The following is a 24,966-nucleotide window of genomic DNA, read 5'->3' as shown; positions in this document are numbered from 1 at the left end:
CCGGCAATAAAATTATGGCTTCATTAGACCAAACTCAAAAACCTACCACCGACTATCTTTCAGCTATCCGTGATGGCGCGTTAGCAGGTAGAACTGAGTCGCAATTTGTTAGCGACTATTTGAAAGGGATCGCCAAGTGCATCGATGACCGTCATGACTACTACCGCAGCTATGGACCTTATTGGCCAGCTATTAAATCGCTGCTGATTGAGAATGATCTGTATGACGCCACCGGCGAAGTCGATGAAGATGTTCTCAGCACATATTGTTATGACGAGGATTCGTTAACCGTTGTAGCCGCATCGCTTTATCAGAATATGCGTCTGGAAGATGGTCTGTTTTATTCTGCATACCACCAGCTGCCGGTGACCGATGATGAAGCGTATGAATATTACTCGTATGATCTTGAACAGGAATCAGACAGATCATAATCGGTAAGGAGGATGGATGACTTACACCCCGCTTTTTATGAACCTGCGACGGCTGCAAGCTGAGGCTGAGTTACATGGATGTGAATTTGTTGAACACCATCCGGTGTGGCGCATCTTCACCCTTAAAAAAGGGGAGCGTTGGACATACCTCCGCAACCCTGCCACGAATGAGCCAATCGAGCGTATACGCGACCTCGGGGTTGATGAATGGAAGGTGGCAATAGCTAAGGCTGCTGAGTACCTCATGTCAGATGAGTATAAAGAAGCAAAAAATTAGTATTGTCTGTAAGTTTTTCCCAGGGTATATTCCTTACGTGTTACGCAATGCGTAATAACGGGGAGCCAAAAGCTCCATAAAAAAAGGCCCGCATACGCGAGCCTCTCTGTCGCTCAGGGGGCGAAGTCGCCAAACCAGACCCCTGAGCCAACAAAAGGAATATACCATGATCGATTATGTTGGTCGAGTTACCCAACCGCAGGCGCAGCGCGCCAATAAACCCGCTCAAGACTCTGTAGGCACTATGGCGAAAACCGTGGCCTATCTCTTCCCTGTTGTTTTCACCACTGCCTATTTTTTGAATGCCATTTTCGAGATGGCCAGCAGCAGCTGAGCACAATTAAGCGCCCTCGTGGCGCTTTTTTAACGAGAAAAATATGTCGAATTTGCACCCTGGGGAAATCCTGAAAAAGGTCATTGAACAACGCAACATTTCCAGCGCCGCAGCGGCCCGGGAAATAGGTGTGAATATTGCGACCATCTCACGACTGATTAACAAAAAACAGTCATTAACTGCCGATGTGGCTCTGAAGTTGGGGCCGTTCTGTGGTCTGGAGCCACTGTGGTTGCTGGCTCAACAGAACATCTACGACATTGCGCTCCTAAGCAAGGAGCAGGGGAAAGATGAATGAGTAACGGAAAAGTAATTCAGATCCGCCAGGCGCGCCCGGATGCAGAGGAAATGAAATATTTCTGGAAGCTGTATTCCGCGGCTCAGCGAGTCGAGGATCGCTGGTGTACCAATACCGTGCCAGGTATCGCAGATGCGCTGGCAGATACAGAGCTGTCACGGGAGGAAAAGCTATTCCTGTTACGCGCCTGGCAAGTGTTGGTGGATGATCGAGGTGGCTTTGGTCGTCATTTGGGGGCGCTGGATACCTACATTCATAACATACAAGATCCAAACGATGGTTGCGTAGGGTACAAGCCTGAGCTGAAGGCCTGTTTAGAGGATGGACTCCTGTTTGACGTTATGTGTGAAGCATATACCGAGGCGAAAACACGCATAGCTGAACTGGAGGCGCACATGCCAGAGCTGGTCCCTGAAACCTTACGTGATGAAATTATCGACTTATGCGACGGCTATGAGGTTGGTGATGTCGGTGCGCAGGAGATATGGGATGTTTGCCGTGCCACTATGTTGAGCGGAGTAAAGCCATGAAGAACTCACTTGAGGACCTTAATAATCATCTTTTTGCCCAAATTGAGCGCTTAGGCGAAGAGGATTTGAAAGAAGAGAAACTCCAGCTGGAGCTGAATCGCACGAAGGCAATAACCAGTGTGGCAACTCAGATCATTCAGAACGGCAAACTTGCTCTTGAGGTACAGAAAGCGCTCGGAGAAGGTCGAGTTAAAAATGTTCAAAAATGGCTGGAATCGAAATGAAGTTTGTCCATACACCAGCGATGTGCGCATGGATGAAGGTTAATTACATGCTACCGGCGGGCAATCTGGCCATAGCGTTCAACAATCGTTTTGGTACTGCCAGAACCCCGAAAGAACTGCATACATTCCGCAAAAGGTTGGGGTTGAAAACGGGTAGAACCGGTCAATTTCAGAAAGGGCATGTACCGGCCAACGCTGGAACTAAAGGAGTAATGAAAGCAAACTCTGGCTCTTTTAAGAAGGGGCAAACGGCGATTAACAGCCGTCCAGTAGGTGCTGAGCGAATCAATCGCGATGGGTACATAGAAATCAAAGTGGCCGAGCCCAATAAATGGCAACTGAAACAGCGTGTTGTCTGGGAAAAGCATAACGGCAAACTGGCAGCTGGTCATTGCGTTACTTTCAAAGATAACGATCCATTAAATTGTGAGCCAGAGAACCTGCAGCTAATAAGCCGCGGCGAGTTAGCCGTACTTAACAAACGATTTGGAGGTATTCCCGTAGAATTGAAGCCAACTGCTCGAGCAGTAGTGACGTTGATCATGAAATCCAAAGAGTTGAGTGAAAACCCGCTGTCTGACAGTGATGGCCGCACTCAGGAGTAAGATTGCAGTTATGCAACATTTAGTGGCTAAAAATGAGTCATTGAGTGTTGACGATATGAATAATCCCCATATTTAGATATGGGGATTATATTCTAATTAAAGCAATTTTCATCCTTTAATTGGTTTGGTATAAGTACGAGTAATCCAGCCCGTTATAAGCTCATCACCTGATTGCACCTGAACATACAGCCACTGCCTACCGCTTTTGTCCAAAATGGCAACAACTGTATTTTTGCCAATGGTTTCAATTACCCCACTTTTCATGGAGGGCTTTTCACGTAGGCGGATATTCTCACCCGTAATAATTCTAAAATCATTCAGTGAGTTCCAATCTATATTTTTGTTTTCTTTCAATATATTTGTTCTGGTGACTGGTTTGTTTTCAAAAATGGATTGAATATATGTTTCAGCTCTGTATATTTCAACTAAAACTTTAGCTTTTCCGTAATCAATGAAAGCGCCTAAAAAAATCTGAGAAAGTATTGTATAGATAATGAATTGAATAGGTTGTGGGAGTGCTTTAAATAAATTGAGAAACTTTGCGTAATCGTTATTTTCGGTGGAGACTGAACTAGTGTCTGATTTTGTTACTGCTTCATCATTGGTCTCTAAAACACCTTCGTTGTAAGCTTTAGCTACTGAAGATATCCCTAGCTCCATAATGTAAGACAGGGAAGGGTTATTCTCCTTAATGTAAGCATTAAAAATATTTTCAAATTGTTTTAAAGAATTAACTGAGTCAAAAAGACCAGCCTGTTTTTGTATATCCTTCAGCAGTGAACCGGCACTATATAAGCCTGATAATTTCTTTTCTACGTCAAATCTATCTCGCAATTGGCTACCGAAAATTAATTGTTTTTGCATATCAGTAAGCTGCTTTCGAACCAAGTTGCCCAAACTATTTTGTTCAAGAATCTTCTTGGTTTGGTTGCTTAGATACCAAGCTGGACTAGTTTGTTTACTAATTTCATCTATTTGTTTATGGAATAAACCACTAAAACTAGCCTGCTTGTGAATACCTTCCAGTAGCCCACCAAAACCAGCTTGCTTGTAAATACCTTCCAGTAGTCCACCAAAACCAGCTTTTCTTTGGATCTCTTCCATTTGTTTATGCAATGAACCGCCAAGTCCTGTTTGTTTTTGGATATTCTCAATTTGTCTATACAGTGCGCCAAAGCTTCCTTGTTTCTGCATTTCAATGAGCTCTTTGCGCATGTGCTCGTATTTCTCAGTTTGGGTTTTGTGTAACTCTTCTGAGTGTTTGCGTACTATTGCGCTCAAGCTATTTTGTCGATGGTATTCTCCACGTGTTTTACTCAATGCCCCTTGGGGATCGGATGCTTCCAACTGTTTACGTAATTCATCACTAATGCGTCGTTCATCCTGGTTATCTGTAACATCTGCACTTTCGTTTTCTTCATTTTTTATGTCGGTTGGCTGTTTTTTCATTGTTATATCCCGGGTAAACATATAGGCACGATACCATTAACTTATAAATTTCATGTGGTTATGGCAATAGATTTACATAGTAATTGTCAAGTTATGATCTTGCCTATGTACTCTACTTACTGATTATTTAGTATTATATGTATGCAGCAAGTAATATTATTAGAAATATTCACATACTGGAGAAAAGTTGTGCTTCGATTTGATGAGCGCTGGCTGGAGTCCACCGGTCGGGATAAGAATGGCCGCCTGAAGAAGCTAGGGAAAAAGCGTTCTGACGGTATACCCGATATTACCAGTGTACCAAAGGGTAAGATGGCTTCAGTGATTGCCCGGTTAGAGCAAGATCTTGCTCCGTCAGTTCATGCAAAAGCGCTGACGCAGCTGGCGAACAAGCCCGAGCTACTCAAGGGCAACTATGAGCACTGGGACCAGGTGCGTTACTTCGATTTTATGCATCGGAAGCATCGCGAAATTTACGAACTTTTGCACGCTACGCCTAATGGTGGTGCGCGTTCGGATAAGGTAGGTTTTGACATGAAGGCCGAGGGCCAGAAGAAAGGCTATCCTGACGCCACGCTTGATGCCGCCCGCGGTGTATATCATGGCCTTCGTCTTGAGTTGAAGTTTGGCAAAGGGCGACCAACACCAGAACAACTGGAGTGGCAACAGCGATTGAGAGAGCAGGGGTATTGCTATGAGATCGTTGTTGGCTGGGAAATGATGGTGAAGATGACGTTGAGGTACTGGTTGCTGGAGCCGGGGCAGTCAATTTCGACAGACTAAAACTAAGCTCATGTTTAGTATTTTTATGAGTTAACTTATGCTTTAATTCCCTCATTAATCCAACCGGTGCGGCTGTAATCCGCACCGCTATCACTGCTAATGAGGTTCTAATGACTCAAGATCCTGTTCTCAATATCCCGGAAGAGATTGAAGTAATCACAGTTCGCGTGCCTGAGCGTGAAGCTCTTCACGTGGAAGCAAACGGCAGTAGCATCACCATTTTCGGCGATGGCCGCGTAAGTGTGGTGTCTGACAAGCCGGTACAAATCAGGACCCCGACGCATGTTGAGATCTCTGCAGCGAATATCTCCATCGATGCTGGTGGTGAAAAACAATCCTCCTGATCTTCACGGAGCTCACGTTGTTTAATGAAGTTTTTTGTGTCGCTTCAGGACCATCGTTGAAAAAAGTGGATTGTGAACGAATAGAAGAACGGGGATACCCAGTTGTTGCAGTTAACAACGCATACAGCATGTTCAGACAGCCGTATGCATTGTTTGCTGGGGATGAAGACTGGTGGCGTCGTTATGGAAAAATCGTTCCTGAGAATATCAGGCGCTGCACTGCTTCCCGGTCGGCAAGCGTTCTCTACGGTATCGAATACCAGCGCTTTGGCGCGCCAGAGGTTGAATTCAATTCTGGTTCAATGGCCATTCAGTTTGCCGCCAGTCTTGGAGCAAAACATATCTACCTGATCGGATATGACTGCTCTATACGCCGGGGTGTCCATTTTCACGGGCGCCATACCGGCAATTTACGTAATCCATCTCAACTCAGTGTTAAGAAGTGGCACCGCGAATTCGCCGGTGTGCGGGAAGAGCTATCGCATATCGACATAATCAACTGTTCCCGGAGAACTGAACTTACATGCTTTCCTATAAAAAGCCTCGAGGCGGTGATCGGGTGATCATCGTGGCTTCCGGCCCTTCAGCGGCTGGTTTTGTTCCACCACGCGGCGTACCAATTATAGCGGTTAATGGCGCTATTGATTGGCTGTCACGTGCCTCGTATTTCTTCACGTTAGACCCATCACGCGACAACATACGTCGACTGCGCATTCGACGTCGTAACGTGCACTATTGCTCAGCTGGTGCGCCGGTAACCAACCACGTTCATTCGTTTGAGCGGGTAGGGGAGCAGGGACTTGAGCCGCGTATTAAAGGCAGCCCCGAATGGTGGTTATGGCGGTGGTCAGCCAAGAAAACCCTCTCTGAGGATGAGACCAAGATCCACAACGGCAACTCAGCCTGGGGGGCGCTCGGTCTGGCGTATCACTTGGGGTTTAAAAACGTCGCTCTTGTTGGCGTTGATGCCACACAGGAACCGCGGGTACATAGTGGAGGGATTCCGAATAACTTATCTCATCTCCCGTTACTGTTCCGCTCCGCTCTCCCGCAGATAAACGTTGTCTCGTGCGGGAAACTGAATTCCATCCCACAAATGAGCTTAAAACAATGGCTAAAAAACGCTTAACGATAGCCCTGGTGCTGCGTTCCGGTGGTGACTATACCGTCGATCACGTTAAAACTCTGGTAGCGCAGCTGCCGACCGGCTACAAAATTATCTGTTTCACCGATACTCCGTTTGTTATGGACCGCGTGGAGTGTGTCCCACTGAGTAACTCTTATCGGGGTATGCACGGCTGGTGGGCGAAGATAGATCTCTTCCGTCCTGATATTACTGACGATCTGCTCTATTTTGACCTCGATACAGTCATCGTCGGCAATATTAGCAAACTGCTGAAGACTACCGGCAACACCATGGTGATGCTCACTGATTTCTATCACCCCGAATACCTGATGAGTTCTGTCATGTATATCCCTAACAACGTAAAAGCGAGGCTCTGGAATACGTTCTGGAATGACTCCGCTCGTCATGTTGCAGAGTGTACAGTGACGTCTAAATGGGGGGATCAGGGTTTTATCCGGGGTGTTATTGGTGATTGCCGACGTTGGCAGGATCTCTACCCTGAACTGTTTGTAAGCTACAAAGCAGATATTGCTAAATTTGGTGAGAGTAAGTGGGCTACCGAGCGTTATTCTCGTGGCAACGGCTCTCTTCCGGCGACCGCGAGTGTGGTTGTTTTCCACGGCCAGCCTCGGCCGTACGATTGCGGTGAGTCCTGGTTACCACCATTTCTGCACTATTCCTCCCCTTCATCATAAATAACCCGGGCATAAATCTATAAAAATAGGCAAATAACATTACAAACCATACTAATTTTTCGTTATCATCACAAATCAATTAGTATGGTCTGTAGGGTTTAGCATGTTTCAATTTTTTCAACGTCGCTATCACTTTTGGTCCCTCTGTTTTTACACAGATCAAGGGTTCCAATCCATCATCTACCAGAGCAAAAGAAAGAAACGCTGGTTAACACCCATGGAGATAGCTGTCGCTGCCCAGCAAGAGAACTTTCCCCCTAATACACCGCTCCTATCAGCGTCTCATCTGGGCCGAATGACAGTTAAAGAAGCCGAAAGCTTGTCTTAACGAGGAATTGCCATGTCTGTAAATACCGATATCAAAGAGGAAGCGCCTAACCTGATTGATCTGATCAATGAGGGCTTCACAAGTAGCATTGTCCAGCTCGATTACGCCATTAAGCGCGTAAAGGGCGACGATATGTCTACCCGTTACATCCAGAATTGTATCGACAGCCTTCGTATGCTGGCTCAGGAAATTGCCGACGCAGCCGGTGACGACATTGACCAATACAACGAAGCGCTTGAGCTTGCCCAATCGCGTCTTGAGGCACAAAAGCTGCTGCAGTTGGATAACGACGCATTGCGTGAGCAAAACGAGATCCTCGCAGGACGTGCCGAAAATCTCGATAAGGAAATTCAGGAAGCAGTAGACACGGCTGTAGAGAATCATGTCGTTCGGATTCAGCAACTGGAGCATGCTGACGAACTTCTGAAAAATAAAATTACAGAGCTACGGTCGCAGGTTGAAACTTATGCCCTGCGTGAAAAGCGTATTTCGAGCCGTCTCAGAGAGCTCGAAATTATGGAACCGGATAAGCTCAAAAAGAAAAATGCCGAAGCTAAAAAAGAGCTTCGAGAGACACGAGAGACGCTGAAAAGTACGAGCCAGAAACTGAACCAGCAGCGCATTACCAATTCAGAGCTGTCCAAAAACAACTCGGTACTAATGGCTGGCCTTGAATCTGCACGTAATGAAATCGAAGAGCTGCAGCGGAGAATGCAGAGAGCTAACGGCAAGGCAGCGGAATATTGCTATGACACTAAAAAAGCTGATGGCCAGCCGATCCGCTTCACTATGCATCGTTTCTTCCGTGGCAGTCTGATTCACCAGGACCCTGACGACTATCCGCGCTATGTGAACACGTTGGATTTTACCTATCACATACTCTGCACGCTTGGTATTGGCGCGACAGTGCATCTAAACGAATGGCTGCGCCCGGAATATCGAATTGATCCGCTGGTGGCTGACGTATGGCCAGAAGGCATGTACGAAGACATTCAGGAGATGTACAGGGATGATATGGCCACCACTCACCCACACTTACTGAAGCGTGTTGATTGGGCTAACAGTGTCAGCCTGGAAGATGTTGAAGGCATCCCGGCCGCCGTCTTGAAAGCGCTGCATAACCATGACACCCCGTTCCAGAATCTGCGACATGTTCTGATGTTTAGCGAGCCAGAACTGGCGAAGGTTAAGGGGATCGGCAGTAAATCTGCGGCCATGTTGCATCAAGTGTGCCGTAAGCTGGTGGATGAATGGGAAAAAGAGAACGGCAAACTAAGCGTCTCTTTCCCTCCACAAGGACTTCAGTAAGTCCATAACGTGATTGCCTGCTGAATAAACGCAGGCATTCTTCTGTAAAATATACTATTAATTAGTATTGTCTGTTGGTTTTCGTTGCGTTAAAGTCAACGTCGCATAAAACAAAGATTAACCGAAGGATATTCACATGATGGCTCAGCAGATGTATGCCCCAGAACTTGAGGCTCCAACCCTGGACGTAATGGAACGTGCAGTGAATATGTTCGCGATTATGACGAACAAAACGCTCACATCAGAAGAGGGCTTCCAGTTCCTCACGCTCTGGACAATGGTTAATAAGGCTGGCGCGCAAACGGCACCAGAAGAGCAACCGGCTGTAGCGATCGAAGCTGAACCGGCCGTAGTAACACCTGAATTACCCGCAACTAATACACCAGCAACTCCGGTTGCTAAGGCATCATCAGAACCGGTGAAAATTGCCGCGATGCCATCCATTGAAGAAATCAGTATTCCAGGTATCGAAGTCCCGTTGCGTAAGGTTCAAAACTTCATTAAGTCGCAAAGCAAGTACTGGATGGAAGGTTATCCATGGCGCATCAGCGTTGAGCCATTCGACCGTTATGGAGATATGGAAGCGTATTATGTTCACTTTCAGGATCGTCCGACCCAAGAACAATTTGCTGAGCACTATGCGCATTACCTGTCTGATACCAATAAATGCCGTGTACATCTCTTTGAAAGCGATGGTACAAGCTCCCGCCGAATCACTGATGAGTATTGTTCTTTTACTGAACGTGGCGATGTGAATTACGCCTCTGACGAAACCCTAGTTCCGCGCCTTATCTGGCGTGATGGTGAGCGTTTTCGTATTCGTTTCTTTGATGAGCGGATTCATAAAGACAATTTTATTTACTATCCGCATAAACCGGCTAAAAGCGAAGTAAACCGCCTCAGCACCCTTAAGAAGGTTGCTATCGTTGAAGCCCGCAGAGCAGGAAATGATTAGTAAAAACCAAATCGAAGATACGCTGGCGCGTGTGCATAAAAGTATTGATGAGCTCGGTCGCCAGCGTAATGAGCTCGCAGCAGAAGGGGCGGGATTACTCGCCCTGTTTGAAGTTGTGATGAATATTGTGCACGGCAAGGAAGATCGTGCGGAGGTTATTAAGGAACGGCTGTCTTTGGCAGTGCGCGGTTGTAACCATGCGACCACCACTACCAAAGCCATTCGTCAATTTGAGGCTGATGGTATGGATAAACTTCTGGCAGAGCTTAAAAAGTCTGTTGAAGAGGGGTTAAGCGCTGAGTACCGGCCTGGTGCAGATCTTTGTCTGGGTATGGTCGAAGCGCTGGCGCGAAAAGGTCGGCAGTCCTTGTAGCGCTTTCACGGTGCAAACGTGACGCAAGTTTGGTTGGGTTAGTTGTCATCCATGAGAAGACGCCAGCGGCCAGGTAGACCAATCGCCTGAGTGGCCGCGCCGGGATAAGCTCCGGCACTTTTGGCCCTTTAGCTCAGTGGTTAGAGCTGTCGACTCATAATCGATAGGTCGCCGGTTCAAATCCGGCAGGGGCCACCACAATATAACCGAAGGAACGACCAACAAACGGTAGTCCGTATGGAGAACACCCCGTTGAGGAAGAGACCTGGCCGGAACCGTAACCGGCACACAACATGAAAGCGCACTCCTTTTTATTAACTTTGGGGAAGGTTTGTTACTTGGAAGTGCGCTTCCAGTTGTGGTGTAGCTTAATTGGAACAGAGCGCCCCCTGAAGGGGGAGTTGAGCTCTACCCAAGGATCATAACCTGGGGTATCTCATGCGGTCCGGCCGGACGTTATCTGGGTTCGAGTCCCAGCGCTGCAACGACATTGAATTGCTGTGTGTAGTCTTTGCCCATCCTTTGTGATGGGCTTTTTTATGGGATTACATAAGACACACAATGGATTGCCAATGGATGTACTAAGTATGTTTTATGTATATCCGCGCTCCCGTAGCGAAGCAACATTACTCCTATCACTTCACTGTTGGCCTCTACCAATATTGATCTGCGATAAGTACTAAAAAAAAATATCATTTCCCGCAAAAATTACCATGGATACCGAGTTAACTCTGCATGTATTATTACAGATAATACTAATTTATGGTGGTGTTATGGATACAAACTCTCACGAGGATGAAAAGCCACTGTTCGCGTACAGCGTGCAGGGCGATGAGTACGGATGTGTGGTATTCGCTCGTAGCAATGTTGTTGCACGTCGTAACGGGGCTAATGAGCTCGGCATTGAATTCGGCCAGGTTACATCCTGTCGCAGGATGCCAGAGGTGGACAAATACGCTGGTGAACACAAGGTCCCGATGAAAGTTCTTATTGAAGAGTTCGGCTGGTGGCAAGAGTGCACGTATTGCACCTCGATGGTCAGCGCTGAAGTAAATAAGGAGCGTGTATGGGACGGGCAAAGCATCTTTTGCGATAAAGAGTGCCAGCAGAACTATCAGGCCCAGGAAGAACGCTGGCGACAGGAACGTGCAGAAGCAGCGGAAAAATTAGCTGAGGTTAAAGAGAACGCGCTAAGCCGGTTCCCCGGCATAACTAATGTCCATGCCTATAAGGAATGGGATGAAGGCCATCGGGTTTATTTCAATTTCCCTGGCGGTAAACGATCTGCGTCCTGGCTCGTTGGCTCCGAAAACATCAACGTGAGTGAATGTGATGTCGACGCCGGGAAAGCATTCATGGAAAAGGTAAGGCCATCTAAATGACCAGAGAGGAAATGCTCCCGTGCTTCCTGCGGGACGTCAGTAAACATGTTACTCAGGCATACGATCGGGAGACGTTACTAACCCCGGCCATCAATAAATTTCTGGCTATTCGTAGGAGCACATCTTTATGAAGAGTTATCAGATAAACCAGATCAATCTGATTACCGCTATTACTAATGAACTGAGCCGTCAACACCCAGGCATTGCCGTTGATCATCGCTTCAACAAGATAATCGAAGCCGCAAATATTATTGTCGCTGAATTTGGCCGCCCTTATGTACCGGCGTCTTCAAATATGGGGCTTGAGGCGTGGTTAAACTGTGACGAAACCGGTAGCAGCAGCCTTTACATGGCCTGGATTCTAAGTGGCGGGGTTTTTGGTCACTGGTGGGGAAGACATCAACCAGAACCTAATTATCCAAGGGACCCAGATGATTTTGGCCGGTGCCTGAAAATGGTCGAGGCTGTCCCTGAGTTTAAGGGGATTATTTATAAAATGAACGACTGTGGGCCTGAGTGGATGGCCGTTGCGCGTCACTGGGATAACTGGGAGAAGTTGTACCAGGAAAATGATGGCCGTGACTTGTATGACCTGATGCAATCCGCTTTTAAAGCTGCCCGGGGTGAATAGTGAAACTGCTCATCATTGGAACGCAGAAGAATTCCCTGGAAGATGTGAAATGCTACAGCGATATGTGGATGTATCATCTTTGCTCGGCCTTTCAATCGCTTGGTGTCGAGCTGGTATTTCACCGCGCATATGCTCCCGATGAAGACCCGGTAGCTTTTGCTGATAGCGTTATCAGCCTGGTTAAAATCACCACCCCAGCCGCAATTCTGTCGCCTGGAGTACGCGATTTTACCCGGATACCGCTTACTATAGGCGAACGCTTACGCAATTTTGCTGGTGTGCCGGTAACGCAGATCTATGATGGATCGCTACTGGACAGTGCGCCGGTGGATATAACCTTCACTGTTCGTGACGATACCTGGAAATTCCAGGACAACAAACAACGTCTTTTCCGCCACCAGCGCTATAACAAATATGTTGGCTGGGCGGCTGACAGCTCTCTCTTTTACCCCGAAAAGAAACAGCGCGAGCAGCTGCGTATCTTCATCGATCACGCTGCATTCGACGTTTCCGGTTTTGACCATTCACTGACCATTATGATGAACCTGCGGCAGCTCTCAGCCATGGGAATATCGTTTATGGCCAGAACGCTAACGGATGATGGGTTAACCGACGTTGATCCGCAGAACATTAGCCTGAAGCCATATCGGCGCAATGGAGTACCAGCTACTGAGTTTGCCGCCGAACTGCGCCAGACAGATATTTTTATCGTAACGCATCCGGAAAGCCTGGGCCTCACAGTCCTGGAAGCCGCGATGTGCGGCGCACTGGTGTTAACCCCCGACCGTTGCATTGCTCCTGACCGTCTGCTGTTGGTAAACCACCAGGTCATAACATCAAAAATCGACTGGCCCAAAGCACTGGTCGCTGTTGATCGCCAAGCAAATGCTGAGAAGGTCGCAGGTTTTACGTGGGAAGCTGTCGCGCGCAATATTATTTCAGCATTCAATAAATAAGCACAAAATTAGTATTAATAGGTTGTTGCTGGTTAAATCACTTCAACACCGGCGCAACCTCTATAGCCAAGCAGGTAACCGATGAAAATTTCAAATAGACACAATGTAGCAGTGGAGTTTCTGGCATCGATCGCTGAAGGCCGGGTTTCACTCAGAGCAATAGCCGCGCGGAGCGACGTATCACTCACTCTGTTAGAGCATTTGGCCGCGGATTTGCGCAGAGGGGGCCTGGTTCGCTCTACACGTGGTCCCGGTGGCGGATACGAGTTAACCCGTCCGCTAAGTGAGATAGAGCTGGTGGATGTATTGCGAGTTGTCGGAATGAAAGATGAGGGCAAGAACAGCGCGTTACTGAAGACAATTTTGCACAGTCTCAGTGGTATTACCGTCGCTCAGGCTTTTAACACGGCTAACGCATAAGGTGGAAACTATGTCCCGAAAGTTTATCAATGATGATGAAGTAGTTAGCTTCCTGTCAGCCAACCCTGGCGCCACGGCTATTGATGTTCAAAAGCACATTGGCGCCACAATTAACGGTGTCCGTACGAAGCTGAGAAAAATGGTTGTGGCGAGAGTTGTAGAAAGTAAGCGTATCAATGGTTGCAATCACTACCAGCTTCTTAAGAACACGGCTGTTTTCGGTAGTCCTAACCAGGCGTTGTTGAACTCATTACTGGGCCGCGTGCAGCAGCGGAGGGTGTCATTGTGATTGCTCCAAAATTGATGGCCATGTTTCCTGAGCAGGTAGTTCGTAATAGCGACGGATCTTACTACCATCCAGCCTACACAGCTTTTTGCGCTGGTCGCGAATGGATCAGCTACCCGGAGTTAGAAAACTGGTTAACCGCTCACGGACTTGAATATGCCGTCAGTCAATTTGACCAGGAACCAGATACGGCCGCTGCGCGCGAATATGCTTCGACAGCATCCTTCACGACCTGGGACCCTGAAGCTCCTAGCGGCGATGGATGGTTTATCGCAGCCATTTATGAAAGTGAAGACGGCCCTGAATGCGTATGGGTGCGCTCCAATGTTTATAGCCAGTTAGATGCGGCGTTAAACACCATACGCGAAGCCAAATCCAATTCTGGTTGTCCTGACGGTGTTGATTTGCAAGAGCACCTCAAGCAGCTGGTGGTTGAAGGTGCAGCGCTAAAGCATGCTCCACAACATAACTCCGTCGCGATGCTTCTTGCTCTTGATGCTCTGAAGAGTACCGCCTTACCTGACGTGGGCCTGCAGCTCGCGTTTTCCACTCTGATCCAAAACCGAAAAACACCGGCGCTGAATTCTGCCATTAGGGCGATCAAAGCTCAGGGCGTAGAGATGGCTATCCAGGAGGTTCTGAGCGTAGACACCATCACCTCAACCGGTGTTGTAAAACACCTGCTGCATACGTTCGCCACCCAGTTACGACAGGAGGCCCAATGAGCCAACCTAAAACCCATACAGGTGAAGTCGTCACCAAAGACGGCAATAAACGCATTAAGTTGCGTGAGACAGCAACAACCTGGTGCGCCGGTCCCAGAGAGACATACGACAAATTCACTGGCCGCCGCATTGGCGCACCGCATACAAAGCGTCGTCTGAAGTTGGACAGCATTAAGCCGATTGAGGAAGGTTGAGGGGTAATTCATGCCAAAAATTACCAGAGAACGCCTTCTAAAAATCCAATCGTGGCGTGAAACATACGGACCAGGTAGCAACATTGTAATGCCAGCAGAAGAAGCGGAAGAGTTGGCGCGTATAGTGCTGGCCTCATTCGAGGCTGAGAGAAATAAGTGCGGTCATGGTGCACTGGATAATGAGGACGGTGTTATTAGCTGCCGGTCATGCGGTAGGGAGTGGAAGATATGAACAATAACAAACAGGAATTAGACGACGCACTGGACTTTGACCTTTTCGAAGGTGATTTCGGTACGCCGTGCGATACCGAACTATCGAACAGAATTGTTACCTCTCGCGGTGAATACACATGCCACATTTGCGCTGGCGAAATTGTAAAGGGTGAAATTCATCGTAGTGCAAAGTGGAAATTCGACGGAGAACTCATGTCCTATCGGTGCTGCAACGAGTGCTGTGTAGCAATGGTTAAAAGCGTCAATTGTGAATACGAAGAAGAAGACCCGACAGAAGCGCGTTACGCGCTGGGCCATGAACGCAAAGGACGTGCAGCATGACCACATTTACCAAAGAGCAGTTAATTGAACAGGCACGAAAAAATATTGAAGTGCTGGAGGGGGCCGTAACCCGATTACCGGGCAACTCTGAGATTGCCAAAATTCATCTTCACCTTGCTGAAATCACACTGGCAACGTTAACCGCGCCAGATGATATTCCCCCGCACGTCCTGGACGCCATGAGCGATATGTGCGACGGCGGTTTTGACGCGCAAGGCATTTGGGATTTGTGCCGAGCATCAATCATGCCTCCTGAACCTTGCTCCCGCTGTGGTGTGGTATCACAAAGGCCGGACGGGGCGCATTATTGCCACCCGGGGAGAAAATAATGGAATTCACCAAAGAGCAAGTAACAGCACACGTTATTGCAAAGCTGGACCGCTATTCTAAATCAACGTTTCCAGTGTCTATGGCTTCACAGGCACAAATGGAAAAGCAGATTCTTGAAACGGCGCTGGCAGCGCTTACCGCTGAGCCTGTGGCGGATATAGTCAGCGGTGGCCCTGGTGGATCCGGAAGGATGCCGCACGCAGAATTACGAACATATGATGTTCAACCTGGCCCACTTTACGCCGCCGCGCCGCCGTCATACAGCCAAGGGATTGAGGCCGCAGCGAAGTGGGTAGACCAGCAACGCGAATCCTACGACAACGAACACGGTCGCCGTGACAATGACACTGGTTCATTTGAGTTTGGCAACGACGCGCAGCGTGAATATTCCGACACGTTAGCAGAGATAGCTGAGGGTATCCGGGCATTGCACCCAAATGCTGGTATACCGCCAGCGCCGGTGATGATTGCGCTTGAGCCTCAATTAGCGACTGATGAGAATGGACTCCGCCCTTGTCCATTCTGTGGGGGGAAAGCAAGTGATATTATTTGTGAAATCGCACAGAAAGCGCTAACGAAGGCATCTGATGAGGATTCTGATTACTTCACAACTGCCCGTCTGATGGAAATCATTTACGGTTCTGATCTCAAGTGGCCAGAGCAAAAGCTACTTGCTCGTTATATGTTGGATATGAAAAACCGCTTTTATCATTCAACTGAAGGTGCTGAGCGCGAGACCCTAAAACGGCTGGCCGTTATTATGTGTGGCAATGATTCTCCGGGAGAAATTCGCTCTCTAACAGTCACTGCACAATCACTGGTGGACCGTTGTAAAGCCCTGGCGCGGAAAAAGGAAAACGGCCATATACAATGGAAACCTGCATCACCAGATGAAATAAACAAACGCAGAGTACGCGAACCTACCGACACTCATATACCATCCCGCGAAGCCATTATTGCTGGTGGCATTTTGGTCCAATGCCCTCGATGCCATGGTGATTCTTACCGTTTGAATTTTAATGGTTGGGATCATCATTGGTGCGATAAATGTGCAAACGCCATTACTTCGGAGGGTAAATGAATATTCACATTTATTTATCTATTCTGGTTGTTTATTGCCTGGGATTTATTTGCATGTATTTCTATTCGTTAAAGCGCGATGAGGAATGCGGCCTCGAAAGAAATCCAAAGGAGGCGCTATTACTCGCTTTTGTTTGGTTTATACCTACGATCATCGTGATTATCTGGGTCACGGTAGAAAAAATTATTCGCCTGGTACGTGCTTCATATAACCGGAATAAAAAGAATGGCTGATCTCCACCTGGCGGTGAAAGGCGAATATTTTGACGCTATGAAGCGTGGAGAAAAACCCAAAGAGTACCGTTTGTGTACTGACTATTGGACTAAGCGGCTGGTTGGCCGCTCATATGACCGCCTGATTATAACCAAGGGCTATCCACGCAAAGACGATGCGGAGCGACGCATAGTTGTTCCGTATGACGGCTATGACATAGAGACAATAACTCATCCTCACTTTGGTGCCGAACCAGTGAAGGTGTTTTCAATTAAGGTGAATATCAATGCCTAAAGCATTAATCCCAAACCACATGTTTTTCGACAATGACGATGAGCCGTATACGGTGTTGCGCACTATCAGAGTAGGTCTGGAAATGCAGGGCTTTACCGTCGTGGAAGATCCGGAGTGCATGTTTACTCATGGCGCACACGGCAATCAGGAAGCGCAGGCTGCTACCACCTGCGCAGAACTAGACAAGGCTGGCAAGCTGCTTACACCACATGAGTTAGAACTACTGGCTTTATACCGTAGTTTTACACCATCCGAACGTGAAGACATGCTGAGGGAATCACGTTTACGCCAGGATATGGCGGTTCCTCATGCAGCACTGAACAAAATAGTGCTAACTGACAACACTTTTACGCCGGATCTATCTGGTATGAATTTGAGTGTCAGTGTCAGTGCAAAGGTAGAGGATAGCTTGAGGACTTCTACTTTGGAGGCTCTCAACAATGTTACTGGTGAGTTGTTATGCAAGGGCTGGACGCATCACAGTTTTGGCGCAAAGGGGGAGCTCCGGTTTTGTAAGTCGGTTAATGGTGAATTGCAATATGCTGAGGTTATTTCACGCGTTATACGCGATGGAGACACACTTACCGCTATTGTTGAGTCACGCAGAATCGACCCACCGAGTGAGTAGATCCAAAAAGAATGTGAAGACCACGGACGCCTTGGCTATACTGTGTTTATATACAGTATAGTTGTACGAGGTATTCCCGTGGGCTTTCCATCACCAGCTAATGATTATGTCGAACGCCGTCTTACCGTAGACGATATCTGCCAGAACGATGCTAACTGTTTGACCATACAAACATCGACCGGCTACGCCGTTGTTAACCGCTCATTCAGGCCAAAACAGCGCAACCTGGTGCTGATCTCATTCTGCGGTCGTACTCACTTTGCGCGTGTTATGGGGAGAGCGTTGATAACCGACGACGGCGAAGCCATTGAAGGGGATGCTCTTGATGATGTAACGGTCATGGGAGTCGTTACATTCCTCATCAACTCCGCATTAAATGCAGTCACTGATGAGCTACCCGTAATTTAGGGAAATTATGCCAACTAAAACTGAACTCCAGGCCAAATGTGATCAACTGGAGAGGGATAACGCAGAACTTGTGCGCCAGCTGCACCGTATGGAAAGGCAGCTCTCCGGGCAACTTCTTCCTGAAGAATGCCAACCGGCAGATATGCCGACAAACCTGATGGCGCTGATGAAAAAGCACAGGGTTCCGTGGGAGGTTTTTTGGTGCTATGAGCACGAACGCTGGCTTGATGAGTTGTGTAGTAGCTTCCCGCACGATACCTATGGGACGTGTCCGGGATGCAGGGGGGAAGATGGCAGTCACTGACGAGAGCATTTACTTCAAAATGCTGAGAGAACGGCGGCTGATGCGTCAGCAAATAGCGAGCCTTGAACGCCAGCTGCGTGAGGCAGAAGAACGCTTAAATTGCTACAGCACCAACCAGAGTACGATCCCGCCAATACCGATGACAGCGCAGGTCCAAGAATGGATGTTTGAGTATGGTCTGCCGTGGGAGGTTTTCTACTGCTACGATCACAAGCACTGGGTGGACGAGCTGGATAATAGCTTTCCGTATTACTGCGACAACCAATGCCCAAAATGCCGTAAACAAGCTGGGTAGATGGTCAACTATCATTCTGCAGGTAATTTCCCCCGCGCGGTTAACCATGTACGGCGTTTCAACATCCAGTTTTGAAACGCCGGGGTATTTTCAACCTGCAGCACTTCTTTTTGCCTCCACGCCATAATGGGACCTGCTTTCTGAGGTTTTCCGAGAAAATCTGAGATAGCCTTATCAGTCCAAAGTCGCGCTTTCAAACCGCTTTTACTGATCCATTCAGTATGCCAGGCATCACTGGCCCTCGTTCGCATATCAGCTGCGTTGTAATATAGCCTTACCGCCATTGATGCCCTCACTACATGTCTTTTTACTGAGCTTGTTTTAGCCCGTATTCCCCGCCATAAAAGCTAAAGGCGCTCCATTCATTAGGAAGCTCTTTCTTGTCGAGCGTGTAATGGTGGACCACATAGCCGTCGGCTGCGTCCTCATAAACCAAGCTCACGTAGCCGATGCGAGTTAATTTCCCTGGTTCTTTCACAGAATAGATATCACGGAGATATACCGGATATTCAACGACTATATCTGGAGAGTTAGCCCCCATTGTCTCTTCACAGTGCTGAAGTAGCTGATCGTTCATTTCTGCAACTGAGTCGTGGTCGTACACTTCCAGGTAATTACCCCAGTCACGGTTGTATTGAATTTTAGCCATTATCAGTATTCCCTTTTTGTCCGTTCTGCACTTCACGCATACGCTTAAACACAACGTCCCGTAGTTCACGCAGCGCGTTTGCTTCATTACCCAGCTTAGAGATAGACAGCTCAAGCTCATGGCTATACCAGGCCAACTGATGGAGATTCATTTGCTTATGGTTGAGGGTAGGTGCGACCTCTACAAACTCATTTCCTTCCTGTCTTAAGTTAAACAAACTCATTTCTTCTACTGTGGCGAACTCAGCAATGACGACCTGCTGGTGGTCTGGACGCTGTGGCTGTCGAATGAGAATGAACGGTGGTTCTGTCGAGTACAGGAACGTCGGTTTTGCGCGTGCTTTTACCCACTCAGCCTGTTTTTTTTCTGCCAGTTCGCAGGCTTCATCATATGTGTCAGCTACGCCTAGGAAAGAAGATCGATCCCATGCTCCACCATTAAGGCACCGCACCATAATTTTTCCGTCTGGTTGAGTAACCCCATACGGATGGTCCCACCAGGCGTCGAGCTGGCTCTTAGAACGTTTGTCGTTTGGTGTAACGTCAAAACTGGCGGGCAATTTTGGGTCCAGCGGAATACAGTTAGCCATAGTATTTCCATATTTCCATGAGGTTTATGCTCATAGATTACACTGTGTGTACAGGGAATAAAGCTAAATTGTGAGAAGAGGGCCCGCCTAAGCGAGCACCTCTTTGCGCACTGAAATTAACGATCTTTCCAGTATTCCAGCAGGGTCATGATAATGACCGCTACAGGGTGCGCAAGTTTCAGCAGAAGAAGAAACATGGCATGAGCCTCTATTGTCTCCGTGCCTGGCTGCAAACACTCTTACACTTGCCTTTGCAGTTTGTGTATCCGTAGTCGCCAGATACATTCGACACGAATTTAGTGGGAATGAGGTTTAAGCATCACCAAAAACCTGGACAAACTAAATTCACATTCAAATCAGTAGTAAACGACTTTTACGTCTAAAAAAATTGAAGAATGCTGCTCCTTTCGTTAAGCTTCCCTCAGTCGCCAGATACATTCGGCACGGTAATTGAGCCGCAAACTCAACTACTGACTGAAAGGCCCAGTCTCATCAACTGGGCTTTTTCTATTTTGGTCTTAACCCAAAATAAAAACTACATGTAGTGGATGCTTGATAAAGTAGACGCTATATGGTGAGTATTCTAGTAGGGATTCTTTTCAGTACAAGAGTTGATTTTAAGGTTAAATTGAGGTTGCAGAAGGGGAATAATAGCTAAGTGCGCGTCTTATAAGGCCTAGCAGATATGTCAATAATTGAGAAAAAAAATAGAAAATTTGATCGAGTGCCGTATTATTCATGCGCAGCAAGTCAATTCTCTATTTTTTAACGCAAAATAGTGTATGTATGCACAGTTAAATCAGCTAGCGCTGGTTCTCAAGACTTTCGAATGATTCCTCAATTTCCCACGGAACAGATTTAAATTTCTCAATTGCCTTAAACACATCCCCCGCGCTGGCGGTCGGTTCAACTGCACCTTGCAGCCACGGTAATAGGGCATCAATGACACGAACCTTCATCTGCTCGCCGGAGGCAAGCAAACGGGCCTGGTATGCCTCAATATCAGCTACCAGCGCAGACTCAGCTAAGCGCTGGAATGGTTCGCCTTCGCTGGGTACATCCAGTTGCTCCAGGCGCTCTTTAATGCGCTGCGTATCGCGTTTTACTGCATCAGAAGGTGTGGTTGCTAACCATAGCTGGCATAGGTGATCGGGAATAACGATCGTCGTGCGTGTGCCGGTGCCTTTCCTCACATAGTTCACTTTCATGCTGATTTCCTGCTGTCTTTGGTGGTGCACATCATATCCTCTCATTAATTAAGAGTAAATATTTACTCTTTTCTCTTGATCTTACCTCCAAAATGAGTAAATATTTACTCATTGGCGACGGCGCCACGATAAATTGAGGAAAAGACGATGAAACTGATTCGCAACGCTACAACTACTGCAACCCCTGACCTGCGCGGCCGCAAACACCATTTCACTATCGAGAACGCACCTGCGGCCACCCTGGAAGCAATGGATGACATGCTTACGGCTGCCGGTTGGAGTCATGACGGTTGCCCATGCTACGACGATGGTTTCGGTTGTGGCTGGTGGATCGACCTGAGTGACGTTGACCAGTTCAAAGCGGCATACAAAGAAGCTAAAGCTGGCGTTAAAGAGTTCATGGCCCAGCCAGTTGCCCCGGCTGAGTTCGAAATCACTATTAAAGGCTCGGTAGGCGTCGATAACCTTTTCCACCCAGGCGATGTCGTTTACTGCGGTTCTAAGCTGCACATGAAAGCAGTCGTTACCACGTTGCCGAAAATCGGGGATGTTATCCCGGCGACCGACTTGATGGGGGAATACGATACCCGCGTTAAAGTACGCGAAATTTTAAACGACTGCCCGCCGCGGCCTGCACACCTTCAAGCGGCTCGCGATGCACACCACAACGAGCTGTTTTCTGGTTTCTTCAACGACCGCGTTAAACCTACCGAAGCGCGTAAACATGAGCTGGAAGATATGAGCGATGATCAGATTTATGTAGCCTTTGCTGTAGCGCCTATTGCGACCGCTAAGGAAATTGCAGCCCGGAGACTTCATCGCCTGTCTGAGGAAACTGGTTTTAGTATTGAGCAATGCCGACAAGAGCTACTCGCTGAAGAGGATGATTACTTCGCTGCTCTTCGTAATCTGCGGTATGTGGTGATCGAATCCCACGCCGAAGCGCTGGAAATGGACAAGGAGATCACGTTTGTTCGTGAATTCGAGTCTCTGACAGCAGATCAGGCCATGGCGTATGCCCAGCAGTGGGCATACAGCAACGCTGATGCCGCGACAAAGTTACAAATGTTTGATCGTGACCATATCGAGGCTTTAGGGCATGAGGGAGTGCGTAACTGCGCAATAGCGGATAACGCCTATGTGCTGACCAAGCCAGTAGAGTTTCGTAATCGTCAATTCCTTTGGGAAAATACCTGGTCAGAAGAATACCGCGCCGCGCGCATTGAAGCAGCACACGTCGACGCGCTGCAGTGTGACGCCACCTTTGAAGAAACGCTGCCATTCCTGGCATCACGCGATATGGCTGACATCTGGGAAGAGCACAGCGACACGATGAAGGTGAAAATTCTGGACGCAGTACATGCCGAAGCTTTGCTGGAAAATGAATCCGCCGCTGCGGCCAACACTGACATCACAACGCCGGTACGGATTATTTCTGATTACATGCTGCGTTTCCTGCGTAACAACAAAGAAGCCAAGCTGTACGAGGCAAAGGATCGACTCGAAAGAAAAATCATCCAGTTTGTAGCTGATGGTTTCGATGAGCAGCGCCTGCGCCAATCACTGTCTGCTGCCACCAGCAGCCATACATGGGAAGCGTTCGCCAGAGCCTTCGAAATGGAGGCAATCTAATGACCTTATACCGAAACTATGCTACCCGCACGCAAGCCGTTACCGCGCTGAATAAACTGCCGTTGGGTGAGTCCATTATGATAGTTCCGTACAACCCCGGCGCGTATCAGCAGGAATCCGGGAGCCTTAAAGCTGTAGCCTGTAAGCAGCGCATTAAAATTGAACTGAAAAAGGTACTGCTGGTGGTTGAGGACGAAATGCCGCAGTCCTTCCTGCGAGTGAAAAAGGTCGCCGGGGAGCCAACTCCGCTGACCACAAAAGAACTTCGCACCGACCTGCGTGATGAAGCTGCTGCCCTGCTACAACAGGCTGAGGCGCTATTAGCTGAACTGGCTGGCAGCTACACCGAAGAGCAGGACGGCATATTCAGCGCTTGCCATCCCCACAATGGCTTTGAAAACGTGATGCGTCAGATTGCAAGCTTACGTAAACCGCTTGCGAGGGCGAAAGTATGAACCCGCAACCCGTAAAGCACCTGATTTTAATGGCTTGTTCGGCGACAAAGGGCAGGGTGGCGGCCCCGGCAATGGACCTCTATCAAGGGGTTATGTATTCGACGTTTCGCGCGAACGCGCCAGCTACCCGGCCTGCCATTGTCATCTTGTCGGCAAAGCACGGCTTCATCGAGGCGAACAGTATCATTGAACCGTATGAGCAACGCATGACAGAGGCGCGAGCTGATGAGATGGTTGCCGCGTTACCAGCCTTTGACGCCATCGAATGGCCTTGCGGCGTGAACTCGATACTGATGGCCGGAGGCAAAACCTACCAAAGGGTTATGCGCGCGGCGATTGCTCACCGTATCGAACTTGGCTTGCTGGATGCTGACATAACTATCGAGAATACGCATGGCGGCATTGGTTATCAGCGGTCGCAGCTCGGAGCCCATTTGCGCGCCCTGGTTGATAGCTACACGACTGAGCTGGATGGAAAGCTCTCAGCATGTCACCCCCAAACAGGATTATCCAGCACGCTGAGCCAACTGCAGAAGCTACGTAAGGCTATGAAATCGTCAAAGGTATGAATCTCAGTCACTGCCATTTAGAAAAAACTATAACTATCCCTCGAAAACATAACTAAATAAATTGCATTATAACTAAATATAGTTATAATTAATCTCGAAGTTCGACGAGAGGGATACAAAGTGCCGAAGGTTGAATGGAGTAAAAAGGCAAAGAAACAACTCTCCCGCATAGATAACCGCTACCGTGAAATGATTTTTGACAAGGTTAGCGAGTTAGAGGACTTCCCCGATGTGCAGTTAGACTTAAAGAAGATGCAAGGCAGTAAAGACAAAGAGTATCGGGTAAGGGTGGGAGTATACAGGGTGCTGTTCACAGTGATAGACGGCAAACCGGTGATAATCCGAATTGATGAGGTAATGCGCAGACAGTCAAATACGTACTAAGGCGAGGCGGGGAAACCCGCCCAACCCAGCGAGAAAGCGACTTTCTCCAATATTTACGAGACCCGTGAGAATGAGAAACATACAATTTTTGACCGACGAAAACGGCGCACGTCAATCAGTAGTGATACCGATTGATTTGTTTAATAAGCTGGTGGCCACTTCTGATCTGGATGAGCTGTATGAAGCCATCCCATACACAGAAGGCCCGAACGACGATGAGACAATCCCTCATGAAGTCGTAGGCTTTCAGATTAAAAAAGGCGTGACCTTACAAGCGGCCTGGCGCATGTATCGCGGTTTATCTCAGGAGGCCGTAGCAGAGGCGCTAGGCATCACTCAGGCGGGCGTAGCGAACATGGAAAAGCGAAGCAAGCCACAAAAGGCGACTCTCGAAAAACTGGCCAAACTGTACGACTGCCGCGTTACCCAACTGATAGACGACTGACAGGATACAGCCCGCACAAGCGGGCTTTCTTGCAACTGATCGTTTATACATTGAATGCTTAGTATGTTCTGTAATAAGATATGTGCGGCATAGCTTCTGAGGGGTTTTGTAATGTGCTTAGTCGAGTCCATTCCAAGATTCTTTTGTGAGTAGCCATCGGTAATCTTTGTGCATACTAAAATTCCATGAATCAAGGCGCTTAATGCGCCTTTTTCTTGTCTGTGATTAATGTCGTTTGAAAAACAGGCATGTCGTCAGTAGAATCCCTTTTGC

At 48.0% G+C, this 24,966-nt stretch carries 39 protein-coding genes and 2 tRNA genes; 37 read left to right on the top strand and 4 right to left on the bottom strand.

Going from position 1 to position 24,966, the window contains the following annotated elements:
• Nucleotides 1-14: 14 nt before the first annotated feature.
• The 7 genes from OGW16_RS00465 (at nucleotide 15) to OGW16_RS00435 (ending at nucleotide 2,699) form a co-directional block, all read left to right on the top strand.
• A complete protein-coding gene (locus OGW16_RS00465; RefSeq protein WP_185656559.1) occupies nucleotides 15-431 on the top strand; it encodes a peptide-binding protein in 417 nt (138 codons plus the stop codon).
• A 16-nt stretch (nucleotides 432-447) separates the two neighbouring features.
• Complete coding sequence (locus tag OGW16_RS00460; protein ID WP_185656558.1) at nucleotides 448-708, top strand: hypothetical protein; 261 nt, start codon at nucleotides 448-450, stop codon at nucleotides 706-708.
• A 166-nt stretch (nucleotides 709-874) separates the two neighbouring features.
• Nucleotides 875-1,042, top strand: coding sequence for a hypothetical protein (locus OGW16_RS00455; protein WP_175540298.1), 168 nt, complete (start codon nucleotides 875-877; stop codon nucleotides 1,040-1,042).
• Nucleotides 1,043-1,085: 43 nt separating this feature from the next.
• Nucleotides 1,086-1,340 carry a HigA family addiction module antitoxin gene (locus OGW16_RS00450; RefSeq protein WP_181553293.1) on the top strand — a complete coding sequence of 85 codons (255 nt, stop codon included), beginning with the start codon at nucleotides 1,086-1,088 and terminating at the stop codon, nucleotides 1,338-1,340.
• Complete coding sequence (locus tag OGW16_RS00445; protein WP_286517527.1) at nucleotides 1,337-1,870, top strand: hypothetical protein; 534 nt, start codon at nucleotides 1,337-1,339, stop codon at nucleotides 1,868-1,870. The genes OGW16_RS00450 and OGW16_RS00445 overlap by 4 nt, the downstream gene beginning before the upstream one ends.
• Entirely contained in the window at nucleotides 1,867-2,094 is a 228-nt protein-coding gene (locus OGW16_RS00440) for a hypothetical protein (RefSeq protein WP_071667216.1), read from the top strand. The genes OGW16_RS00445 and OGW16_RS00440 overlap by 4 nt, the downstream gene beginning before the upstream one ends.
• Complete coding sequence (locus tag OGW16_RS00435; RefSeq protein WP_286517526.1) at nucleotides 2,076-2,699, top strand: HNH endonuclease signature motif containing protein; 624 nt, start codon at nucleotides 2,076-2,078, stop codon at nucleotides 2,697-2,699. The genes OGW16_RS00440 and OGW16_RS00435 overlap by 19 nt, the downstream gene beginning before the upstream one ends.
• A 108-nt stretch (nucleotides 2,700-2,807) precedes the next feature.
• Here the strand turns inward: OGW16_RS00435 and OGW16_RS00430 are convergent, their stop codons facing one another.
• Nucleotides 2,808-4,148 carry an SH3 domain-containing protein gene (locus OGW16_RS00430; RefSeq protein ID WP_286517525.1) on the bottom strand — a complete coding sequence of 447 codons (1,341 nt, stop codon included), beginning with the start codon at nucleotides 4,146-4,148 and terminating at the stop codon, nucleotides 2,808-2,810.
• Between the two features lie 189 nt (nucleotides 4,149-4,337).
• Here OGW16_RS00430 and OGW16_RS00425 point away from each other — a divergent pair, with 189 nt between their 5' ends.
• The 25 genes from OGW16_RS00425 to OGW16_RS00305 all read left to right on the top strand — a co-directional run bounded on the left by OGW16_RS00425 (nucleotide 4,338) and on the right by OGW16_RS00305 (nucleotide 18,762).
• Complete coding sequence (locus tag OGW16_RS00425) at nucleotides 4,338-4,931, top strand: PDDEXK family nuclease (RefSeq protein ID WP_502872253.1); 594 nt, start codon at nucleotides 4,338-4,340, stop codon at nucleotides 4,929-4,931.
• 110 nt (nucleotides 4,932-5,041) lie between these two features.
• Complete coding sequence (locus tag OGW16_RS00420) at nucleotides 5,042-5,275, top strand: hypothetical protein (RefSeq protein ID WP_286517524.1); 234 nt, start codon at nucleotides 5,042-5,044, stop codon at nucleotides 5,273-5,275.
• A 17-nt stretch (nucleotides 5,276-5,292) separates the two neighbouring features.
• Nucleotides 5,293-5,838: a hypothetical protein gene (locus tag OGW16_RS00415; RefSeq protein WP_275377569.1), complete on the top strand. Its 546-nt coding sequence runs from the start codon at nucleotides 5,293-5,295 to the stop codon at nucleotides 5,836-5,838.
• Nucleotides 5,799-6,404 carry a hypothetical protein gene (locus OGW16_RS00410; RefSeq protein WP_276540644.1) on the top strand — a complete coding sequence of 202 codons (606 nt, stop codon included), beginning with the start codon at nucleotides 5,799-5,801 and terminating at the stop codon, nucleotides 6,402-6,404. Before OGW16_RS00415 ends, OGW16_RS00410 begins: the two co-directional genes overlap by 40 nt.
• Nucleotides 6,386-7,096 carry a hypothetical protein gene (locus OGW16_RS00405; RefSeq protein WP_286517522.1) on the top strand — a complete coding sequence of 237 codons (711 nt, stop codon included), beginning with the start codon at nucleotides 6,386-6,388 and terminating at the stop codon, nucleotides 7,094-7,096. Before OGW16_RS00410 ends, OGW16_RS00405 begins: the two co-directional genes overlap by 19 nt.
• Before the next feature lie 340 nt (nucleotides 7,097-7,436).
• Nucleotides 7,437-8,732 (top strand): hypothetical protein, encoded by a 1,296-nt coding sequence (locus tag OGW16_RS00400; RefSeq protein ID WP_286517521.1) that lies wholly within the window; start codon nucleotides 7,437-7,439, stop codon nucleotides 8,730-8,732.
• 136 nt (nucleotides 8,733-8,868) lie between these two features.
• On the top strand, nucleotides 8,869-9,687 hold the full coding sequence (locus tag OGW16_RS00395; protein ID WP_286517520.1) for a hypothetical protein: 819 nt from the start codon (nucleotides 8,869-8,871) through the stop codon (nucleotides 9,685-9,687).
• Nucleotides 9,680-10,060: a hypothetical protein gene (locus OGW16_RS00390; protein WP_286517518.1), complete on the top strand. Its 381-nt coding sequence runs from the start codon at nucleotides 9,680-9,682 to the stop codon at nucleotides 10,058-10,060. The genes OGW16_RS00395 and OGW16_RS00390 overlap by 8 nt, the downstream gene beginning before the upstream one ends.
• A 122-nt stretch (nucleotides 10,061-10,182) precedes the next feature.
• Nucleotides 10,183-10,258 (top strand) — tRNA-Ile (locus OGW16_RS00385).
• Nucleotides 10,259-10,417: 159 nt separating this feature from the next.
• A tRNA-Met gene (locus tag OGW16_RS00380) sits at nucleotides 10,418-10,545 on the top strand.
• A 288-nt stretch (nucleotides 10,546-10,833) separates the two neighbouring features.
• Nucleotides 10,834-11,442, top strand: coding sequence for a hypothetical protein (locus OGW16_RS00375; RefSeq protein ID WP_257664003.1), 609 nt, complete (start codon nucleotides 10,834-10,836; stop codon nucleotides 11,440-11,442).
• A 127-nt stretch (nucleotides 11,443-11,569) separates the two neighbouring features.
• Nucleotides 11,570-12,073: a hypothetical protein gene (locus OGW16_RS00370; RefSeq protein ID WP_275377567.1), complete on the top strand. Its 504-nt coding sequence runs from the start codon at nucleotides 11,570-11,572 to the stop codon at nucleotides 12,071-12,073.
• Entirely contained in the window at nucleotides 12,073-13,029 is a 957-nt protein-coding gene (locus tag OGW16_RS00365) for a glycosyltransferase (RefSeq protein WP_286517515.1), read from the top strand. Before OGW16_RS00370 ends, OGW16_RS00365 begins: the two co-directional genes overlap by 1 nt.
• 81 nt (nucleotides 13,030-13,110) lie before the next feature.
• Nucleotides 13,111-13,449: an RrF2 family transcriptional regulator gene (locus OGW16_RS00360; protein ID WP_211924536.1), complete on the top strand. Its 339-nt coding sequence runs from the start codon at nucleotides 13,111-13,113 to the stop codon at nucleotides 13,447-13,449.
• A 10-nt stretch (nucleotides 13,450-13,459) separates the two neighbouring features.
• Complete coding sequence (locus tag OGW16_RS00355) at nucleotides 13,460-13,738, top strand: hypothetical protein (protein WP_286517513.1); 279 nt, start codon at nucleotides 13,460-13,462, stop codon at nucleotides 13,736-13,738.
• Nucleotides 13,735-14,460: a hypothetical protein gene (locus OGW16_RS00350; RefSeq protein WP_286517512.1), complete on the top strand. Its 726-nt coding sequence runs from the start codon at nucleotides 13,735-13,737 to the stop codon at nucleotides 14,458-14,460. The genes OGW16_RS00355 and OGW16_RS00350 overlap by 4 nt, the downstream gene beginning before the upstream one ends.
• Nucleotides 14,457-14,654, top strand: a complete 198-nt coding sequence (locus OGW16_RS00345) for a hypothetical protein (protein ID WP_071667199.1) — start codon at nucleotides 14,457-14,459, stop codon at nucleotides 14,652-14,654. The genes OGW16_RS00350 and OGW16_RS00345 overlap by 4 nt, the downstream gene beginning before the upstream one ends.
• Before the next feature lie 228 nt (nucleotides 14,655-14,882).
• On the top strand, nucleotides 14,883-15,209 hold the full coding sequence (locus OGW16_RS00340) for a hypothetical protein (RefSeq protein ID WP_286517511.1): 327 nt from the start codon (nucleotides 14,883-14,885) through the stop codon (nucleotides 15,207-15,209).
• Nucleotides 15,206-15,538 (top strand): hypothetical protein, encoded by a 333-nt coding sequence (locus OGW16_RS00335; protein WP_286517510.1) that lies wholly within the window; start codon nucleotides 15,206-15,208, stop codon nucleotides 15,536-15,538. Before OGW16_RS00340 ends, OGW16_RS00335 begins: the two co-directional genes overlap by 4 nt.
• On the top strand, nucleotides 15,538-16,620 hold the full coding sequence (locus OGW16_RS00330; protein ID WP_286517509.1) for a hypothetical protein: 1,083 nt from the start codon (nucleotides 15,538-15,540) through the stop codon (nucleotides 16,618-16,620). The genes OGW16_RS00335 and OGW16_RS00330 overlap by 1 nt, the downstream gene beginning before the upstream one ends.
• 225 nt (nucleotides 16,621-16,845) lie before the next feature.
• Nucleotides 16,846-17,127, top strand: a complete 282-nt coding sequence (locus OGW16_RS00325; protein WP_286517507.1) for an ASCH domain-containing protein — start codon at nucleotides 16,846-16,848, stop codon at nucleotides 17,125-17,127.
• A complete protein-coding gene (locus OGW16_RS00320) occupies nucleotides 17,120-17,755 on the top strand; it encodes a hypothetical protein (RefSeq protein ID WP_286517506.1) in 636 nt (211 codons plus the stop codon). Before OGW16_RS00325 ends, OGW16_RS00320 begins: the two co-directional genes overlap by 8 nt.
• Nucleotides 17,756-17,833: 78 nt before the next feature.
• Nucleotides 17,834-18,163, top strand: coding sequence for a hypothetical protein (locus tag OGW16_RS00315; RefSeq protein WP_286517505.1), 330 nt, complete (start codon nucleotides 17,834-17,836; stop codon nucleotides 18,161-18,163).
• Nucleotides 18,164-18,170: 7 nt separating this feature from the next.
• Complete coding sequence (locus OGW16_RS00310; protein ID WP_286517504.1) at nucleotides 18,171-18,467, top strand: antitoxin PHD; 297 nt, start codon at nucleotides 18,171-18,173, stop codon at nucleotides 18,465-18,467.
• A complete protein-coding gene (locus OGW16_RS00305) occupies nucleotides 18,454-18,762 on the top strand; it encodes a hypothetical protein (RefSeq protein WP_286517502.1) in 309 nt (102 codons plus the stop codon). The genes OGW16_RS00310 and OGW16_RS00305 overlap by 14 nt, the downstream gene beginning before the upstream one ends.
• A 307-nt stretch (nucleotides 18,763-19,069) precedes the next feature.
• Here the strand turns inward: OGW16_RS00305 and OGW16_RS00300 are convergent, their stop codons facing one another.
• From OGW16_RS00300 to OGW16_RS00290, 3 genes are all read right to left on the bottom strand, one after another.
• On the bottom strand, nucleotides 19,070-19,411 hold the full coding sequence (locus OGW16_RS00300; RefSeq protein ID WP_286517501.1) for a hypothetical protein: 342 nt from the start codon (nucleotides 19,409-19,411) through the stop codon (nucleotides 19,070-19,072).
• On the bottom strand, nucleotides 19,404-20,000 hold the full coding sequence (locus tag OGW16_RS00295) for a DNA-binding protein (RefSeq protein WP_286517500.1): 597 nt from the start codon (nucleotides 19,998-20,000) through the stop codon (nucleotides 19,404-19,406). The genes OGW16_RS00300 and OGW16_RS00295 overlap by 8 nt, the downstream gene beginning before the upstream one ends.
• Nucleotides 20,001-20,803: 803 nt before the next feature.
• Entirely contained in the window at nucleotides 20,804-21,208 is a 405-nt protein-coding gene (locus OGW16_RS00290) for a hypothetical protein (RefSeq protein ID WP_286517499.1), read from the bottom strand.
• A 147-nt stretch (nucleotides 21,209-21,355) separates the two neighbouring features.
• Here OGW16_RS00290 and OGW16_RS00285 point away from each other — a divergent pair, with 147 nt between their 5' ends.
• The 5 genes from OGW16_RS00285 (at nucleotide 21,356) to OGW16_RS00265 (ending at nucleotide 24,693) form a co-directional block, all read left to right on the top strand.
• A complete protein-coding gene (locus OGW16_RS00285; protein ID WP_286517497.1) occupies nucleotides 21,356-22,840 on the top strand; it encodes a DUF5417 domain-containing protein in 1,485 nt (494 codons plus the stop codon).
• Nucleotides 22,840-23,295 carry a hypothetical protein gene (locus OGW16_RS00280; RefSeq protein WP_257664021.1) on the top strand — a complete coding sequence of 152 codons (456 nt, stop codon included), beginning with the start codon at nucleotides 22,840-22,842 and terminating at the stop codon, nucleotides 23,293-23,295. Before OGW16_RS00285 ends, OGW16_RS00280 begins: the two co-directional genes overlap by 1 nt.
• Entirely contained in the window at nucleotides 23,292-23,864 is a 573-nt protein-coding gene (locus OGW16_RS00275; protein WP_286517494.1) for a DUF6884 domain-containing protein, read from the top strand. Before OGW16_RS00280 ends, OGW16_RS00275 begins: the two co-directional genes overlap by 4 nt.
• Nucleotides 23,865-23,984: 120 nt before the next feature.
• Nucleotides 23,985-24,248 (top strand): type II toxin-antitoxin system RelE family toxin, encoded by a 264-nt coding sequence (locus tag OGW16_RS00270; protein WP_286517493.1) that lies wholly within the window; start codon nucleotides 23,985-23,987, stop codon nucleotides 24,246-24,248.
• A 70-nt stretch (nucleotides 24,249-24,318) separates the two neighbouring features.
• A complete protein-coding gene (locus OGW16_RS00265; RefSeq protein WP_286517491.1) occupies nucleotides 24,319-24,693 on the top strand; it encodes a helix-turn-helix domain-containing protein in 375 nt (124 codons plus the stop codon).
• Nucleotides 24,694-24,966: the final 273 nt, after the last annotated feature.

Origin of the sequence: Citrobacter sp. Ce104 (genome assembly GCF_030334595.1) — a bacterium.
GTDB lineage: Bacteria > Pseudomonadota > Gammaproteobacteria > Enterobacterales > Enterobacteriaceae > Citrobacter > Citrobacter europaeus.
Note: the sequence above shows the minus strand (reverse complement) of the source record. Positions and strands in the feature narration are given on the sequence as shown.

Coding starts and splice junctions, on each gene's coding strand:
- OGW16_RS00355 (WP_286517513.1), top strand. CDS start 13,460: ATGTCCCGAAAGTTTATCAATGATGATGAAGTAGTTAGCTTCCTGTCA.
- OGW16_RS00275 (WP_286517494.1), top strand. CDS start 23,292: ATGAACCCGCAACCCGTAAAGCACCTGATTTTAATGGCTTGTTCGGCG.
- OGW16_RS00460 (WP_185656558.1), top strand. CDS start 448: ATGACTTACACCCCGCTTTTTATGAACCTGCGACGGCTGCAAGCTGAG.
- OGW16_RS00400 (WP_286517521.1), top strand. CDS start 7,437: ATGTCTGTAAATACCGATATCAAAGAGGAAGCGCCTAACCTGATTGAT.
- OGW16_RS00335 (WP_286517510.1), top strand. CDS start 15,206: ATGACCACATTTACCAAAGAGCAGTTAATTGAACAGGCACGAAAAAAT.
- OGW16_RS00390 (WP_286517518.1), top strand. CDS start 9,680: ATGATTAGTAAAAACCAAATCGAAGATACGCTGGCGCGTGTGCATAAA.
- OGW16_RS00420 (WP_286517524.1), top strand. CDS start 5,042: ATGACTCAAGATCCTGTTCTCAATATCCCGGAAGAGATTGAAGTAATC.
- OGW16_RS00325 (WP_286517507.1), top strand. CDS start 16,846: ATGGCTGATCTCCACCTGGCGGTGAAAGGCGAATATTTTGACGCTATG.
- OGW16_RS00410 (WP_276540644.1), top strand. CDS start 5,799: ATGCTTTCCTATAAAAAGCCTCGAGGCGGTGATCGGGTGATCATCGTG.
- OGW16_RS00330 (WP_286517509.1), top strand. CDS start 15,538: ATGGAATTCACCAAAGAGCAAGTAACAGCACACGTTATTGCAAAGCTG.
- OGW16_RS00450 (WP_181553293.1), top strand. CDS start 1,086: ATGTCGAATTTGCACCCTGGGGAAATCCTGAAAAAGGTCATTGAACAA.
- OGW16_RS00455 (WP_175540298.1), top strand. CDS start 875: ATGATCGATTATGTTGGTCGAGTTACCCAACCGCAGGCGCAGCGCGCC.
- OGW16_RS00280 (WP_257664021.1), top strand. CDS start 22,840: ATGACCTTATACCGAAACTATGCTACCCGCACGCAAGCCGTTACCGCG.
- OGW16_RS00370 (WP_275377567.1), top strand. CDS start 11,570: ATGAAGAGTTATCAGATAAACCAGATCAATCTGATTACCGCTATTACT.
- OGW16_RS00285 (WP_286517497.1), top strand. CDS start 21,356: ATGAAACTGATTCGCAACGCTACAACTACTGCAACCCCTGACCTGCGC.
- OGW16_RS00465 (WP_185656559.1), top strand. CDS start 15: ATGGCTTCATTAGACCAAACTCAAAAACCTACCACCGACTATCTTTCA.
- OGW16_RS00320 (WP_286517506.1), top strand. CDS start 17,120: ATGCCTAAAGCATTAATCCCAAACCACATGTTTTTCGACAATGACGAT.
- OGW16_RS00430 (WP_286517525.1), bottom strand. CDS start 4,148: ATGAAAAAACAGCCAACCGACATAAAAAATGAAGAAAACGAAAGTGCA.
- OGW16_RS00435 (WP_286517526.1), top strand. CDS start 2,076: ATGGCTGGAATCGAAATGAAGTTTGTCCATACACCAGCGATGTGCGCA.
- OGW16_RS00405 (WP_286517522.1), top strand. CDS start 6,386: ATGGCTAAAAAACGCTTAACGATAGCCCTGGTGCTGCGTTCCGGTGGT.
- OGW16_RS00340 (WP_286517511.1), top strand. CDS start 14,883: ATGAACAATAACAAACAGGAATTAGACGACGCACTGGACTTTGACCTT.
- OGW16_RS00310 (WP_286517504.1), top strand. CDS start 18,171: ATGCCAACTAAAACTGAACTCCAGGCCAAATGTGATCAACTGGAGAGG.
- OGW16_RS00295 (WP_286517500.1), bottom strand. CDS start 20,000: ATGGCTAACTGTATTCCGCTGGACCCAAAATTGCCCGCCAGTTTTGAC.
- OGW16_RS00290 (WP_286517499.1), bottom strand. CDS start 21,208: ATGAAAGTGAACTATGTGAGGAAAGGCACCGGCACACGCACGACGATC.
- OGW16_RS00360 (WP_211924536.1), top strand. CDS start 13,111: ATGAAAATTTCAAATAGACACAATGTAGCAGTGGAGTTTCTGGCATCG.
- OGW16_RS00265 (WP_286517491.1), top strand. CDS start 24,319: ATGAGAAACATACAATTTTTGACCGACGAAAACGGCGCACGTCAATCA.
- OGW16_RS00395 (WP_286517520.1), top strand. CDS start 8,869: ATGATGGCTCAGCAGATGTATGCCCCAGAACTTGAGGCTCCAACCCTG.
- OGW16_RS00305 (WP_286517502.1), top strand. CDS start 18,454: ATGGCAGTCACTGACGAGAGCATTTACTTCAAAATGCTGAGAGAACGG.
- OGW16_RS00375 (WP_257664003.1), top strand. CDS start 10,834: ATGGATACAAACTCTCACGAGGATGAAAAGCCACTGTTCGCGTACAGC.
- OGW16_RS00300 (WP_286517501.1), bottom strand. CDS start 19,411: ATGGCTAAAATTCAATACAACCGTGACTGGGGTAATTACCTGGAAGTG.
- OGW16_RS00445 (WP_286517527.1), top strand. CDS start 1,337: ATGAGTAACGGAAAAGTAATTCAGATCCGCCAGGCGCGCCCGGATGCA.
- OGW16_RS00345 (WP_071667199.1), top strand. CDS start 14,457: ATGAGCCAACCTAAAACCCATACAGGTGAAGTCGTCACCAAAGACGGC.
- OGW16_RS00440 (WP_071667216.1), top strand. CDS start 1,867: ATGAAGAACTCACTTGAGGACCTTAATAATCATCTTTTTGCCCAAATT.